Source organism: Actinomyces sp. oral taxon 448 str. F0400, from assembly GCF_000220835.1.
Lineage (GTDB): Bacteria > Actinomycetota > Actinomycetes > Actinomycetales > Actinomycetaceae > Actinomyces.
The window spans coordinates 1,260,233-1,273,906 of the sequence record NZ_GL985606.1 but is presented as its reverse complement, the minus strand read 5'-3'; the positions used below and the strand labels follow the sequence as shown (position 1 = coordinate 1,273,906).

Annotated in this window: 11 protein-coding genes; 5 read left to right on the top strand and 6 right to left on the bottom strand. The window is 72.5% G+C overall.

All coding sequences use genetic code 11. The features are described 5' to 3' along the window. Nucleotides 1-90: 90 nt before the first annotated feature. On the top strand, nucleotides 91-1,812 hold the full coding sequence (locus HMPREF9062_RS05450) for a phospho-sugar mutase (RefSeq protein ID WP_034253811.1): 1,722 nt from the start codon (nucleotides 91-93) through the stop codon (nucleotides 1,810-1,812). Nucleotides 1,813-1,883: 71 nt separating this feature from the next. On the opposite strand, the gene HMPREF9062_RS05445 is transcribed toward HMPREF9062_RS05450, so the two are convergent. The 3 genes from HMPREF9062_RS05445 to HMPREF9062_RS05435 form a co-directional block, all read right to left on the bottom strand. Continuing rightward, nucleotides 1,884-2,996 carry a BMP family lipoprotein gene (locus HMPREF9062_RS05445; RefSeq protein WP_253270661.1) on the bottom strand — a complete coding sequence of 371 codons (1,113 nt, stop codon included), beginning with the start codon at nucleotides 2,994-2,996 and terminating at the stop codon, nucleotides 1,884-1,886. 164 nt (nucleotides 2,997-3,160) lie between these two features. Next, nucleotides 3,161-4,399: a mannose-1-phosphate guanylyltransferase gene (locus HMPREF9062_RS05440; protein ID WP_009749058.1), complete on the bottom strand. Its 1,239-nt coding sequence runs from the start codon at nucleotides 4,397-4,399 to the stop codon at nucleotides 3,161-3,163. Then, on the bottom strand, nucleotides 4,383-4,991 hold the full coding sequence (locus tag HMPREF9062_RS05435; protein ID WP_009749057.1) for a 2'-5' RNA ligase family protein: 609 nt from the start codon (nucleotides 4,989-4,991) through the stop codon (nucleotides 4,383-4,385). Before HMPREF9062_RS05435 ends, HMPREF9062_RS05440 begins: the two co-directional genes overlap by 17 nt. A 209-nt stretch (nucleotides 4,992-5,200) precedes the next feature. Here HMPREF9062_RS05435 and galK point away from each other — a divergent pair, with 209 nt between their 5' ends. Continuing rightward, complete coding sequence (galK, locus tag HMPREF9062_RS05430; protein ID WP_009749055.1) at nucleotides 5,201-6,517, top strand: galactokinase; 1,317 nt, start codon at nucleotides 5,201-5,203, stop codon at nucleotides 6,515-6,517. Here the strand turns inward: galK and HMPREF9062_RS05425 are convergent. Beyond that, entirely contained in the window at nucleotides 6,511-6,834 is a 324-nt protein-coding gene (locus tag HMPREF9062_RS05425) for an acylphosphatase (RefSeq protein ID WP_009749054.1), read from the bottom strand. The two genes, galK and HMPREF9062_RS05425, sit on opposite strands and share 7 nt — an antisense overlap. A 32-nt stretch (nucleotides 6,835-6,866) precedes the next feature. On the opposite strand from HMPREF9062_RS05425, the gene HMPREF9062_RS05420 reads away from it, so the two are divergent. Together HMPREF9062_RS05420 and HMPREF9062_RS05415 are read left to right on the top strand one after the other, a co-directional pair. Further along, nucleotides 6,867-7,715, top strand: coding sequence for an exodeoxyribonuclease III (locus HMPREF9062_RS05420; protein WP_009749053.1), 849 nt, complete (start codon nucleotides 6,867-6,869; stop codon nucleotides 7,713-7,715). A 93-nt stretch (nucleotides 7,716-7,808) separates the two neighbouring features. Next, complete coding sequence (locus HMPREF9062_RS05415) at nucleotides 7,809-8,717, top strand: carbamate kinase (RefSeq protein WP_009749052.1); 909 nt, start codon at nucleotides 7,809-7,811, stop codon at nucleotides 8,715-8,717. A gap of 54 nt (nucleotides 8,718-8,771) precedes the next feature. On the opposite strand, the gene HMPREF9062_RS05410 is transcribed toward HMPREF9062_RS05415, so the two are convergent. Next, nucleotides 8,772-9,947 (bottom strand): choice-of-anchor L domain-containing protein, encoded by a 1,176-nt coding sequence (locus tag HMPREF9062_RS05410; RefSeq protein WP_034254755.1) that lies wholly within the window; start codon nucleotides 9,945-9,947, stop codon nucleotides 8,772-8,774. A 343-nt stretch (nucleotides 9,948-10,290) separates the two neighbouring features. Between HMPREF9062_RS05410 and HMPREF9062_RS05405 the strand changes: the two genes are divergently transcribed. After that, entirely contained in the window at nucleotides 10,291-12,096 is a 1,806-nt protein-coding gene (locus HMPREF9062_RS05405; protein ID WP_009749050.1) for a glycoside hydrolase family 68 protein, read from the top strand. Between the two features lie 41 nt (nucleotides 12,097-12,137). Here the strand turns inward: HMPREF9062_RS05405 and HMPREF9062_RS05400 are convergent, their stop codons facing one another. After that, a complete protein-coding gene (locus HMPREF9062_RS05400; RefSeq protein WP_253270752.1) occupies nucleotides 12,138-13,667 on the bottom strand; it encodes a glycoside hydrolase family 32 protein in 1,530 nt (509 codons plus the stop codon). Between the last annotated feature and the right edge of the window lie 7 nt (nucleotides 13,668-13,674).

Here is a 13,674-nt window from a genome sequence, read left to right as displayed (position 1 = left end):
CTCCCCTCTGACCCCTTTGTGTCAAGTTCCACCCGTGAGCGCCGTCATTGTCCCGGTTCGAGGCGCATCCGCCGCGGTACCGTCACGGGCATGACCTCAGTCAGCCCTCTCGACGTCGCCGCCGTGACCGCCTGGATCGAGGAGGATCCCGACCCCGCCACCCGCGCTGAGACCACCGGCCTGCTCGCCGCCCACGAGCGGGGCGACGTCGAGGCCACGGCCGCCCTCGCCGACGCCTTCGGCACCGCTCTGCGGTTCGGACCGGCCGGTCTGCGCGGGCCGCTGGGAGCGGGTCCCAATCGGATGAACCGCGTCGTCGTCATCCGCACCGCCGCCGGCCTGGCCGCCTGGCTGCGCGAGACGATCGGGGAGGGTTTCACCGTCGTCATCGGCTACGACGCCCGCCACGGCTCCGAGGTCTTCGCCCGCGATACGGCCGGGGTCGTCACCGGGGCGGGTGGGCGCGCCCTTCTGTTCGGCTCCTACTGCCCCACCCCGGCCCTCGCCTTCGCACTGCGGCGTACGGGGGCCGACGCCGCCGTCATGGTGACCGCCTCCCGAAACCCGCCGCAGGACAACGGCTGCACGGTCTATCTGGGCGGGCGCGCCGTGAGGGGCCCGGGCCAGGGGGCGCGAATCGTGCCGCCCTACGACGCCGCCATCGCCGAGCGGATCGCGGCGGTCGGACCGCTGGCCCGGGTGCCGGTGGCGGACCGCGGCTGGGAGACGATCGGCGCCGAGATGATCGAGGAGTACACCGAGCGGGCGGCGCGGTCGGCGCGCGTGAACGCCCCCGCGCCGCTGCGAATCGTCCTGACCGCCATGCACGGCGTGGGCGGGAGGGTGTGCCGCGATGCGCTGAGACGGGTGGGTCTGGACGACGTCGTGGTCGTGCCCGAGCAGTTCGACCCGGATCCGGACTTCCCCACCGTGGCCTCCCCCGACCCGGAGGGGCCCGGGGCCCTCGACCTGTCCCTCGCGCTGGCCCGTGAGGTCGACGCCGACCTCGTCCTGGCCAACGATCCCGATGCCGACCGCTGCTGCGCGGCGATCCCCGACGAGCACGCCGCCGGCGGATGGCGCCGGTTGACCGGCGACGAGGTCGGGGCCCTCCTGGGAGAGCAGGCCGCCGAGCTCGCCGCCTTCACCGGCACCGGCATCCTGGCCAACTCGATCGTCTCCTCCCGTCTGCTGCGCAGGATCGCGCAGGCCCACGGGCTGGGGCACCGCAACGCGCTGCCCGGTTCGAAATGGGTCAGCCGGGTGCCGGGGCTCGTCTTCGGCTACGAGGAGGCGCTGGGCTACTGCGTGGATCCGGCCTCGGTGCGCGACAAGGACGGCATCGCGGCCTGCGTGCGCCTGGCGCTGCTGGCCAGCGTCCTGAAGCAGCAGGGCCGTTCGCTGGCGGATCTGCTCGACCGTCTGGCGCGCCAGCACGGGCTGCACGCCACGAGCCGCCTGAGCGTGCCGGCGGAGGACCCGTCCTTCGTCTCGGAGACGATGGACCGCTTGCGCGCCGGCGGCGTGCCGGCGGCGCTGGCGGGGGCGCCCGTGGTCGACGCCTTCGATCTGATGGACGGCGCTTCGGACGGCAACGGAGGCAGGCTCCCGCCGATCGACGGCCTGATCATCAAGACGGCGTCCGACGACCGCGTCGTCGTGCGCCCGTGGGATACCGGGGCGGGCCTGACGTGCTCCTACGAGGTCGTCGTGCCGGTCGCGGTCGACGACCCGGTCGAGCTGGCCCGCCGCACCGCGAGTGACCGTCTGCAGGCCGTCAAGGCCGATCTGCGCAGCGCGCTCGGCGTCTGATGGCGCGCCGCGGCGCGAGCGCCGCGGCCGGGACGCCGGCGGACACCGGCGGACACGGCGACGCCCGCGTTTCACGAAGGGTCGTACCTGGTGGACACGTCGAGCGAGCCGTCGATGATCTGCTGCCTGAGCCCCTCAACCCTCGCCTTGACATCGGCGGGCACCCTGGAATCCCAGTCGTGGAGGGGTGCTAGGGACACCCCGCCGTTCTCCAGGGTGCCGATGGACGGGTCGGCGGAGAAGGCGCCGCTGGACGCGTCGTTGACAGTATCGTAGACGGCGGTGCCGATGTCCTTGATCACGGAGGTCATCATGTACTGGCTGGCGTCGGTGTACTCGTAGCCATCGGCGTCCACCCACACGATGCCGCGGTCGCCGCCGGCGGAGGCGACCGCGGTGAGCGCGCCCCGACCGGCGTTCCCGGCCACCGGCATGATGATGCCGGCTCCCTGGGCGAAGAGCTGCTCGGCGATCCGCCGGCTCCCGGCGACGTCGGAGAAGTCGCCGACGAAGGAGCCGTTCTCGGGGTCGGCCGGATCCCAGCCCAGGAGCTCGACGCCGGTCCCGCCGTCCGCACCGCCGGTGGCGCCCGCCCTACCGCCCCTGTCGGCGTTGTACCGGGCCACGCCCTGTGCGAAGCCCTCCATGAAGCCCTGGACGGCGGGGGTCGCCCGGCCCCCGTAGGTGCCCACGGCGCCCGTCGTGGTGGTGCCGGCGGCGGTGTAGCCGGCGAGGTAGGCGGCCTCGGCGACGGTGAACAGGAGGGGCTTGGCGTTACTCAACCCGTCCCGGGTGAAGTCGGCGTCGATGAGAGCGAAGTCGATGTCGGGGTGATTCTCGGCGGCGTCCGTCAGATCTTCGGCCAGGGCGGCGCCGGCCCCGATCACGATCCTGCAGCCCTGCCGGAGGAGGGAGTCGATGGCGGATGCGTAGCCCGAGTCCGGTTCCGATCCGGTTTCCGTGACGATGGCCTTGACGCCCAGTTCGGATTCGGCCCTATCGAGTCCGTCCTTGGCGGACTGGGTGAAGGACTGGTCGCTGAAACCGCCCTCATCGGAGAGCATGCAGGCCTTGAAATCCGAGGGGCCCACGGGCGAGCCGGTGGTGGTGGCCGAGCCGCAGGCGGCCAGAGCGAGTGCGGTGGTCAGGCCGAGCGCCATCACGGAACAAGTCTTCTTCTTCACGACGGTCTCCATATGGGACGGGCGGGAGCGCCGCCCGGCGATGGAGCTGGGATCGGCAGGAGCCAGGATAGACGCGAGACGCCCGGTTGAAGGCAGGCGCCCGGCGACGCGCGCCCGTGTCGCGATCATGGCGGGCGGCGCGCCCGGCGGCCGCCCCGCCGATCTCACAGCAGGTCGTCGCGCCCCTCGGCTCTCAGCCCGTCGACGACGCCCTTGACCGCCTGCGCCCGCTCGGGGGCCGTTACGAGCAGGGCATCGGGCGTGTCGACGACGATCGCCCCGGGCACGCCCAGCAGCACGACCTTGCGCCCGGTGGTCGAGGCCGCGAGCGCCCCCGGCGAGTCCACGGCCGTGACGTCGGCCGCCGGGCCCGCTCCGGCCGAGTCGTCCAGCACGGCCACGCCGGCCGCCTTCCCCCGCGTACGCCCGGGCACAAGCTCCGACAGGGCGTCGAAGCCGCCGACGTCGTCCCAGCCCATGGCCGCCGGGACCACGGCCACTCCCCCCTGCGCCGCCACGGGCTCGGCGATCGCGCGGTCGATGGAGATCGCCTCCAGGCCCGGCCACAGGGAGGCGAGGACCTCCTCGCGCGCGGGTGTGCTCCAGGCGGCCCCGATGGCGCCGATGCCCGCGGCCAGGTCCGGCCTGCGGACCGCGAGATGGTCCAGCAGCACCCCCGCGCGGGTGACGAACATGCCGGCGTTCCAACGGTAGTCGCCGGCGGCGAGGTAGGCGGTCGCGGTGGCGGCGTCGGGCTTCTCGGTGAAGCCGAGGACGCGGCGCCCGTCGGGGGCGCCGGCCACGCCGACGGCCCCGCCGGAGTGGATATAGCCGAAGGCGGTCGACGGCCCGGTCGCCTCGATGCCGATGGTCACGACCCAGCCGGCGCGCGCTAGTGCGGCAGCCTGGCGGACGGCGTCCGCGAACGCGGCTTCGTCGGCAATGGTCTGGTCGGCGGCGAAGGAGCCGACGACGGCGTCGCGGCCGTGGCGCGCGGCGATGACGGTGGCGGCCAGGGCGATGGCGGCCATGGAGTCGCGGGGGGCGGGCTCGGCCAGGATGCTCTCGCGCGGCAGGTCCGGCAGCTGGTCGGCCACGGCCGCCACGTGCGCGATGCCGGTGACGACGGTCGTCGTGGCGGCCACGGGCGCCAGGCGCGCCGCCGTGCCCTGGATGAGGGTGCGGCCGGCGCCGGTCAGGTCGAGGAGGAATTTGGGACGGCCCCGGCGCGAGAGCGGCCACAGCCGGGTGCCGGCGCCGCCGGCGGGAATGATGGCGTGTATCGGCCTGTCGGCGGGCCCGTCCGCCGGATCGTGCGGGGTCCGGGGCAGGGACTGCGTCAGGGTCTGGGGCGCGTTGTCGATCACAGCGTACAGGCTAACGGGTTCACGGCCCGACGACATCGGCGCCGCGCGGCTCGGGGTCGATGCCCGGAGCCGGGGGCTCGCCGGCGCCGACCAGCGCCGGCGCGGCCAGCAACTGCCAGGTGCCGTCCTCCGCCAGACGGTGCAGGTGGATCCGCTCGACCACGAAGCTCGCATCGATGTCGGCTCCCTCGCGGGCCGCCATGTCGAGGGCGGCGTCGTCGACCTCGTGAGCGAGAGTGATGTGCGGGTGGAAGGGGAACCGCAGGACCGTGGCCAGGGGCCCGCCGCGCACGCGCAGGACGCGCTGGAGGGCGTCGCACTGGGGGGCGCCGGCGGTGAGGGCGACGTAGACGACGGGGCTGACGGGGCGGAAGGTGCCCACTCCACGGGCGCGCAGCACGAAGGGCGCTGTGGCGGCCGCGACCCGTTCGACGTGCTCCGCGATGGCGGGCATCCTCTCCCGCTCCACGGCGGTGGGCGGCAGGAGGGTGACGTGCGGCGGAACCACGCGGGCCAGGGGGTCCCCGACGCCGGCGCGCACGAGGCGGACCTGGGTCGCCCAGGGTTCGGGCAGGGGGATGGTGAGCCCCACGACGCACTGGGAGGGGGCGGGCACGGGTACGTCCATGTCTCCGGGTCCTCCGTCGGTCAGGGTGCGGGGCGTTGGATGTGACACTACAGCACCGCGCGCCGGCGCGGTCCCGCGCCGGCGCCCGTCCGTCTTCTCCTCACAGGGCACCGACCCGCACGCCCGAGACCTGCCATCGGGCGGATTCTGGAAGAATTGCCGACGCGCCCACCGCCTCCGCCACCGTCTACCACATTCAGGAGCATCCGATGACCGACCAGCCGATCCCAGCCGTCGCCGGCGCCGACCCCGTTTTCTCCCCGGCCCTGAGCGCCCGCGAGGGCGCCGCAGCCGCCGCCGGCCTGTTCACCGAGGCTTTCGGCGGCGAGCCCGACGGCGTGTGGTACGCACCCGGACGCGTCAACGTCATCGGGGAGCACACCGACTACAACGGCGGGCCGGCCCTGCCGATCGCCCTGCCCCATCGGGCCCATCTGGCCCTGCGCCGTCGCGAGGACCGGACGATCCGCCTCGTCTCGTCCCAGACGAGGGAGGCGATCGATGTCCTCGATCTGGACGCCATCGGCCCCAAGGGCACACCCGGCGAGGTGCGGCACTGGAACGCCTACATCGCCGGCGTGGCCTGGGCCCTGGAGCGTGAGGGGCTCGGCCCGCTGACGGGCTTCGACGCCGCCCTGTCCTCCTGCGTGCCGCTGGGAGGCGGCCTGTCCTCCTCCGCGGCCCTGGAGAGCGCCACCGCGGTGGCGCTCGACGAGGTCGACGGCCTCGGCCTGGCGGGAGGGGCCGACGACCCGGATGACGCCGGTCGCGCCCGCCTGGTGACCGCCTGCGTGCGCGCGGAGAACGAGATGGCGGGCGCCCCCACCGGCGGCATGGACCAGTCCGCCTCTCTGCGCTGCCGGGCCGGTCACGCCCTGGCATTGGACTGCCGCACCGGCGAGGTTGAGCATGTTCCCTTCGACCTCGCCGCCCACGGCCTGAGGCTGCTGGTCATCGACACCCGAGCCAGGCACTCCCTGGTGGACGGGCAGTACGGCGCCCGGCGCACCGCGTGCGAGCGTTCCGCCCGTCTCCTCGGCGTTGAGCTGCTGGCCGACATCGCCCCCGCCGAGCTGGACGCCGCCCTGGCCCGGGTGGCCGCCTCGGGCGGAGCGGACGCCGACGCGCTGGTCAGGCGCACCCGCCATGTCGTGACCGAGATCGAGCGGACGCGCGACCTCGCCGCCCTGCTGGGCGACGGACGTCGGCTGACCGGCGAGAAGCTGGCCCGCGTCGGGGCCCTGATGAACGCCAGTCACGACTCGCTGCGCGAGGACTACGAATGCACCTGCCCCGAGCTCGACGTCGCCGTGGACGCCGCCCGCGCCGCCGGCGCCCACGGGGCCCGCATGACCGGCGGCGGTTTCGGCGGATCCGCGATCGCGCTGGTGGACGACGGCGCCGTCGACGCCGTCGCCCGCACCGTCCTCGACGCCTACGCCGGCCGCGGCTTCGCCGCCCCCGCCTTCCTGGACGCGGTGCCCTCCGCGCCGGCCGGACGTCTGAGCCCCGGCCGGCGTCAGTAGTCCACGTCGAAGGAGCGGGCTCGCACAGATCCGGGCCGCAGGTCGGTGACGGCGACGTCCATGACCTGCGACCAGCGGGGGCCGCGATGAAGCCAGGCGATGAGCCTGGAGACGTCGTCCGGCTCGCCCTGGGCCGTCACCTCGACGTCGCCGTCGGAACGATTGCGCACCCGTCCGACGAGCCCGAGATCCTCCGCCACCTGGATGCACGCCCAGCGGAACCCCACCCCCTGGACGGTGCCCGAGACGACGACGTGGACGGTCCGCAGCCGGCCCGGGTGCGGATCCGGTGGATTGGAAGCGGGTGTCCTGCTCATAATCGTATTGTGACAGGCCGTACCCTGGGGGCATGCGTATCGCCACCGTCAACGTCAACGGCATCCGGGCAGCGGCCCGCAAGGGCATGTCGGGCTGGCTCGAGGCCAGCGCACCCGACGTCCTGCTGCTCCAGGAGGTCCGCGCGGACGAGGACGCCGCCGCCGGGCTCCTGCCCGGGTACAGCACGAGGACATGGCCGTGCCGTATCAAGGGGCGCGCCGGGGTCGCGGTCGCGGTGCGCGAGGACGGTCCCGTGACCATCGGCGAGGTGCGGCGCGGCGTCGCGGCCTCGGACACCGTCGAGCCCGACGTCGACTCGGGTCGGTGGCTGGAGGTGGACCTGGGTGTGGAGGGCACGCCGGGATCCGACGGCGTGGGTCGCCACACGCTCACCGTCGTATCGGCCTACCTGCACTCCGGTCAGCTGGGCACTGAGAAGATGGATCAGAAGTACGCCCACCTGGCACTGGTGGACGCCCGTATGACGGAGCTGCTGGAGTCCAGCGAGTCGGGGGGCCCGCAGACGGTCATGGCCGGGGATCTCAACGTGGTCCGCTCCGAGCGGGACATCAAGAACTGGAAGCCGAACCACAACAGGGTCGCCGGTGTGCTGGACGAGGAGATCGCCCACCTGGAGAACTGGTTCTCCGCCGGCTGGGTCGACGTGGCGCGCTCCCTGGCCCCCGACGAGCAGGGGCCCTACACGTGGTGGTCCCAGCGGGGCAAGGCCTTCGACAACGATGCGGGCTGGCGCCTGGACTACCAGGTGGCCACGCCGCGCCTGGCCGCTCGCGCGCTCTCAGCCGTCGTGGACCGCGCCGCCTCCTACGACGAGCGGTGGTCGGACCACGCCCCGCTGGTCATCGAATACGCCTTCTGACTACCGTATGCGGCTCCGGGGTCGTCAGCCCCGGCCGGCCCGGGCGCCCGCCGTCGCTCGACCCCCACGATCCCCAGAAAGCCCAAGAACCCAGTGCGCATCGTCCTCGCTCTCGGCGGTAACGCCCTCCTGCCCCGCGGGGCCACCCCGGACACGTCGATCCAGGTCGCCAAGGTCCGCCTCGCCGTGGCCGCCCTCAAGCCCCTCGCCGCCCAGCACGAGCTCGTGATCACCCACGGCAACGGCCCCCAGGTGGGCCTGCTGGCCGCGGCGACGGCCGACTCGGACCTGCCCGCCAACGTCTATCCGCTCGACACCCTGGTCGCCCAGACCCAGGGCATGATCGGCCTGTGGATCACCCAGGCGCTCGGGGACGCCCTCCCCGGCAGGCCCGTGGCCGGCGTCCTGACGCGCACGCTCGTCGACCCCGACGACCCGGCCATGAGCCGCCCGACCAAATTCGTCGGGGCGGTGCTCGGCGAGGAGGAGTCTCGCCGCCTGGCCCATGAGCGCGGGTGGGTCATGGCCCGCGACGGCGAGCACTGGCGAAGAGTCGTTCCCTCTCCCAGGCCGCTGAGGGTGCTCGAGGCCGATGTCGTATCCGCGCTGGTCGGCCGGGGCGCCGTCGTCGTGTGCGCCGGCGGCGGAGGGGTGGCCGTGCGCTCGTGGGCCGACGGCACGCACGAGGGCGTGGAGGCCGTCGTCGACAAGGACCTGGCCTCAGCGGTCCTCGCCGAGCAGATCGGCGCCGACCTGCTCATCGTGCTCACCGACGTCGCCGGTGTGGTCGAGGACTACGGAAGCCCGCAGGCGCGGCTGCTTCAGGAGGCGAGCCCCGCCGCCCTGCGCTCGCTCGGTCTGCCCGAGGGCTCGATGGGGCCCAAGGCCGAGGCCTGCGCGAGCTTCGTGGAGCGCACGGGCGGACGGGCCGTCATCGGCGCGCTCGGGCAGGCCGAGCAGATCGTCGCGGGCAGAGCGGGGACGCAGGTCCTCGCCCGCTGAACCATGCGCGCTCGACCCGTCCCTCCGAGTCGTCCCGCACCGCGCAGCACCCGCTCACCCCTCCCGCCGGCGGCGCATGAGGAGCAGGCCGCCGCCGACCAGAGTCAGCGCGCCGAGGGCCCAGGCCGCGGTCGGCGCGCCGGTGCGGGCCAGTCCACGGCGCCCGGGCGCTCTCGCCACGGCATCCGCCGCCGTGGCAGCGGGGGCGGTGATAACGTCCGAGGAGCTCGACGGCGCCGCCTCGGCGGGGTCGGTCGAGATCGTCGCTCCCGAGGACGATCCGGCGGATGACGTCGCGGACGCCGAGGGATCGGCCGGGAGCGCGCAGGTTCCGCCCGTCGTCGTACAGGGGTCGGTGAGGGGAGCGTCGGTGAAGCCGAGCCCGCCGGTGCGCATGAGTACGGTGGAATCCAGCTGGCCGTCGAGAGTGTCGGCGATCGCGATGCGCACATGCACCTGCTCCCCCGGCGTCACCGCCGTCCGGCAGGCGAGCGCCGAAGTGAAACCGTTGAACTCGACATCGATACTCCCCGGCTCGTGGCCCGAGACGTTGGAGGTGTAGAACTGCGAGTTGCTCGACTCGTTGACGGTCGCGGCGTTGACCGACGCGTCCGAGTCCGGGACGGTGGCGCACTCGGTGCCGTTGACCTGGATGCTCAGGACGTCCTTGAACCCCCGGGACTGCCAGGCATCGGGCGCGGAGCTGGCGCCTCCGGCGTACTCCTCCGACCCGAAGCCGTAGAACATCACGAAGGTGGAGGCGGTCGCGGTCACGTCGAACTCGAGCCTCGCGGCGTCGTAGGTGTCCGCGCCGGACAGGGAGTCGAGCGCCTCGTCGCCGGCCCCGCCCAGGTCGCCGGTGGTGGTCAGGTCGTGATTGGGCCCCAGGACCGACGAGCGCGTGAAGTCGACGTCCGAGTCCGCCTGCGGGTCGGCGTCGATGAGCGAGCCGCTGGTCAGCGCCACGCCGTCGGTGACGGCGTTGCCGTCGCCGGGCAGACCCGAGAAGGTCCCCGCCTGAACGTCGTTGCCGGTGAAAGTCGCGTTGGTGACCTCCGCCGGGCCCGCGATGGTCTCGGCGAGCGACTGCGCGCTCAGCGTTGAGCTGCGCAGGGAGTCGGTGGCCTGCCCCGGCGAGGCCAGAGCGGGCCCCGCCGCGCCCAGCGCGAGAGCGGCGCCGAGGACAGCGATGGGGACTGTGTGTCGTCGTTGCCAGGAATGGATGCTCACGTGGATCTCCGTTGGGGATCGGGCCGGCCCGGTCAGGTCGGCCGTCTGAACCGATGGAAGGTGGGAGGCCTCACAGCTCACGGAGAGCAACGCCTCCACCATATAGGTTTGTCAGATCACAGTCATGTGACGATTCTCTCATGTGTAGCACGGCGTGCTCGTCTTCGCCCGCAACGGCCGGGTTCCGAGACCCTCGAAACCCGGTTCGCATCGTCATCGACGGGATCCTGCTGCGCTCGCCGGTGGGCGCCGCGCGCGACGAGCGCCTACCGTGGAGTGTGGGAGGCCAATCACATCGGCTCACGGCGTCCGCTTGAGTTCCCAATGATTCCCACGTCAGAAAGTGACGACGACCGTGACACATCCACTGTTCCGCGCCCGTCGCAGACGACTGGCCGCGGCCCTCGCCTTCGCGCTCGCCCTCGGCGGGGCCAGCACCGCGCTCGCCGCCGAGCCCGATCCGGCCGGCCAGGCGCCCGACGCCGTCGCGGCGCCCGCAATCGACCCTGCCGACCCTGCCGATCCCCCCGACGACCAGGCGGCCGACGCGGCCGGCTTCCAGGCGGATAACCCGGGCTGGCCCAACGCCACCGACCATACCCAGCAGGCCTACCCCGTCGACAGCGACTTCACCTCCACGTGGACGCGCGCCGACGCCAGGCAGATCCAGCGCGTCTCCGACCCGAACGCGCCCTCGGGCAGCTCCTCCCTGCCCGAGCAGTACACCATGCCCGAGATCTCCGAGGGCTTCCCGACCACCAACGACGACGTGTGGGTGTGGGACACCTGGACCCTGACCGATGACGCCGCCAATCAGCTGTCCTACAACGGCTGGGAAATCGCCTTCTCCCTGGTCGCGGACAGGCACGCCGGCTACACCTTCGACGACCGCCACACCCACGCGCGCCTGGGCTACTTCTATCGCAAGGCGGGCACCGATGAGTCCTCCGAGGGCGGCGCCTCAGCCTCCAACGGGGGGTGGATCTACGGGGGCCACGTCTTCCCCGACGGCGCGAGCGGGTCGATCTTCGAGGATCAGAGTTTCACCAGTCAGACGGAGTGGTCCGGCTCGGCCCGTCTCATGGACGGCAACAAGATTCGCATGTTCTACACCTCCGTCGCCTTCTACCAGGGCTCGGGCGGCGGCTATGACGCGCCCGCGGCCGATACGGGCAAGCCCTACGACCCGCGGATCGTCCAGTCCGAGGGGCGCATCTACGCCGATGACACGGGCGTGTGGTTCACCGGTTTCCGCGACCAGCACCAGCTGCTGACCCCCGACGGCCACTACTACCAGTCACGGATCCAGAACCCCAACGTGAACTTCCGCGACCCCTTCACCTTCCGCGACCAGAACAACCCCGCCGACTCCACCGACTACATGGTCTTCGAGGGCAACTCGGCCTACACCCGCGAGCCCGAACTCGTCGATCAGGTGGCGGCCGCCGGGCAGAACACCACCGTGGCGTCCTGCACGTCAAAGGACATGGGTTACGAGGCCGGCGACCCGAAGGCCGAGTCCGCGCAGGAGGTCTCAGACGCCGGAGGCAGGTACCAGCTGGCCAACGTCGGTCTGGCGCGGGCCACGAACAAGGCGATGACGCAGTGGGAGTACCTGCCGCCCCTGCTGAGCGGGAACTGCGTCAACGACCAGACGGAGCGCCCGCAGATCTACTTCAAGGACGGCAAGTACTACCTGTTCACGATCTCCCACCGCGAGACCTACGCGGAGGGCCTCATGGGACCCGAAGGGGTCTACGGCTTCGTGGGCGACGGTCTGAGATCGGACTACCGCCCGGTCAATGAGAGCACGGGCATCGCACTGGGCAACCCGATCAATCTCAACGTCGCGCCCGGCAGACCCTATTCCCCCGACTGGAACCAGAGTCCGTACACCTACCAGTCGTATTCGCACTACGTCATGCCCGACGGGCTGGTGGAGTCGTTCATCGACTCCATCGGCGGCAACCATGACGGCAGTCCCGTGCGCGGAGGCTCGCTGGCGCCCACGGTCAAGCTTCTCATCTCCGGGGATACGACCACGGTCGACCGCTCCTACGGCACGAACGGCCTGGGCGGCTTCGGGCACATTCCCGCCAACCGCTCCCGTGACGACGGCGGGGACGCGCGGCCGGAGCGCCTGAAGTAGAACCTCTCCGAGCCTGGTGACCGGGCGCGCCCGGCGCCCGGTCACCAGGCGGAGACCAACGGGGTCAGGGTCCCGGAGAGGATCGTGGCGCTCCCGCGCGCCCCGAGCCCGATCCCCTGGGCGTCGGGATCGTTGAGAACCAGGAAAGTGCCCGCCGGGGCGCCGTCGTCGACGAAGACCTCCAGGCTGGAGCGATCCAGGAGCACGTGCAGGTGGACGCGGCCCCCGGCCGGCCGGTAGGCGGTTTCGCGGCGCAGAGCGAAGTCGGCCGTCCCGCCGTCCTCGGTCTGCACGGTCCGGACCCCGCCCGCAGTGCGGTCCAGATAGAGGACTCCGGCCGCGCTCGACACTCCGACGCGCACCTCCTGATCCCGACCGTCGACCCGGCCGGCGGCCAGAGACAGCCAGACGTCCTCGGCGCCCGAGATATCGAGGACGAGGTCGAGGTCGACGACCCGGCCCGAGCCCAGGTCGGTCGTGGAGTCGGTGACGCCGGTTCCGCTCAGGTCGATGGCCCGCCCCCGTAGGGCGTCGAGCTCGGGCACGGGATTCTGGAGGAGAACGCGGCCGCCGTCCCGGCTGGTCAGGCTCAGCTCGCGGGGCACGCTCATCTCGCCGTGCCAGTCGCCGGTGGGCAGACCGTAGGGATAGTTCCAATTGCTCATCCACCCCAGCCACACGCGTCGGCCCTCGACGTGCTCGAAGCTCTGTGCCGCGTAGAAGTCCTGGCCGGCATCGGTGAACCGGATCGCCGTGTCCTCGGGGAAGAAGGCGCTGCCGTCGAAATCACCGACGAAGTACTGGGCGCTCGACCCGCCGGTCTCCCCGTTGGCGCCGATCGAGACCGTCAGAATCCACCGGGTCTCGCCCGTGACGGCGTCCGTCAGCGGGAACAGGTCCGGGCACTCCCACACGGCCGCGTGGGAACCGGCCCCCTGTCCGAAATCGCCGGCGCGCTCCCACCCGAGCAGGTCGGTCGACCGGTGGAACTCGACGTGGTCGCCGGCGCAGACCACCATGACCCAGGCGCGGGACGGCTCGTGCCAGAAGACCTTGGGATCCCGGAAGTCCGTGCGCCCGTCGTTGGCGATGACGGGGTTGTGTGCGAAGCGCTCCCACGTGCGGCCCCGGTCGGTGCTGTAGGCCAACGACTGCGCCTCGCCGCCCTCGGTGGAGGTATAGACGGCGACCATGCCCCCGCCGGGCACCAGCCCCGAGGTGTCGGCTCCGTCAACGACGCAGCTGCCCGACATGGCCAGGCCCAGGGCGTCATGGCCCAGGGCGGTGTCCAGAGCCCGCCAGTGCACCATGTCCGGGCTGACGGCGTGCGCCCAGGTGCCGTCCTGCTGGTGGAACAGGTGGTACTCGCCCTCGTAGAGCACCAGGCCGTCGGGGTCGGCGAGGTTCCCGCTGCGGGGACTGTAGTGGTAAGCGGGCCGGAAACCGTCGGCCGTCCCGGAGGGCGTCGCGCTCGTGGGCGCGGGCCGGGGTGAGGAGCAACGCACGACGGCAGCCGCGACCGCGGCCGCCCCGCCCGCCGCGGCACCGGCCAGGACGATCCGGCGCCGCAGCGGCCGC